Below are 981 nucleotides of genomic sequence, written 5' to 3' on the forward strand. Positions count from 1 at the left end.
ATAACGAACAACCTCGACATCAACGACTTGATCAGAGGTCTCCTCAATCTCGTGAGCCTCGATCTGCGCCATCATCGCATCGCGGTCGAGGTGGACCTCGCTGAGAACCTGGAGCCCATCAGGGGCGATCGCTGTCAACTGGAGCGGGTCGTCGCCAACCTCGTCGCGAACGGCATCGAGGCGATGAGCATGGTGCAGGACCGGCAGCGAAAGCTGCGCATCGTCACCCAACTCGACAAGAATGGCGATGTGCTGGTTGCAGTCGGGGACTCGGGCACAGGGCTCGATCCAGCACTTATCGATCGCATCTTCGATCCCCTGTTTACGACCAAGCGCGAGGGCATGGGATTGGGGCTGTGGATATGCCGCTCTATCGTCGCAGCCCACGGCGGTCGGCTCTGGGCCACACCCGATGTTCCGCATGGCAGCATTTTCCAATTCGTCATCCCAAAGACAGTTGAGCCAAACTCAGTCGGATCGAGTCGATGCCGGCGGACGATGCGAACGAACCGCCAGGTCGAAGGGCTTTATCGCGGCGCTCCATTTTGATGATCTCGTTCGGCGGCGTGGGAAGTCGGAAAACATGCCTGTCTTGAGCAACATGGCCTGCCTTGATCGACAGGCGGCGCGCCTGTGACATGTTCATGAGGCTTCACGCTGCAGACCCGCGCCGCTCCTGAGAGACGGCGGGGCTGCGGCGAGACGGTGGAACCTTCTCATTCACCCTTGAGCTGGTGGAGGAAGTTCTTGCCTTCAGCCGGATGGGCCTTGAACGAATTGATGCCGTCAAACCACCCATTCTGGGAGAAGTCGCTGTAATTGCTGCTGTGATCGCCACGGTCGCGACCGCCATCGCGGTCTCCCCCGTGCGACGAGGCGGCAAAGGCGCCGGTGAGCGGAACGGTGACGATCATCGCGGCAAGCACCGCCTTCAGAGGGATAGAACGCATGATTAGATATCCTTTTCGATGAGGATGGCGG

2 protein-coding genes are annotated in these 981 nt (G+C 59.9%); one reads left to right on the top strand and one right to left on the bottom strand.

All coding sequences use genetic code 11. The annotated features are described in order from the left end of the window. The coding region (locus ACXJ7R_RS34265; protein ID WP_457155660.1) for a sensor histidine kinase at positions 1–549 on the top strand (549 nt) is incomplete at its 5' end. Positions 550–716: 167 nt separating this feature from the next. Here the strand turns inward: ACXJ7R_RS34265 and ACXJ7R_RS34270 are convergent. Then, a complete protein-coding gene (locus ACXJ7R_RS34270) occupies positions 717–950 on the bottom strand; it encodes a hypothetical protein (RefSeq protein ID WP_457155661.1) in 234 nt (77 codons plus the stop codon). Positions 951–981: the final 31 nt, after the last annotated feature.

It is taken from the genome of Mesorhizobium sp. P5_C1 (genome assembly GCF_054049815.1).

What these genes read in the sequence shown, in the direction of transcription:
- ACXJ7R_RS34270 (WP_457155661.1), bottom strand. Translation starts at nt 950, where the DNA reads ATGCGTTCTATCCCTCTGAAGGCGGTGCTTGCCGCGATGATCGTCACC.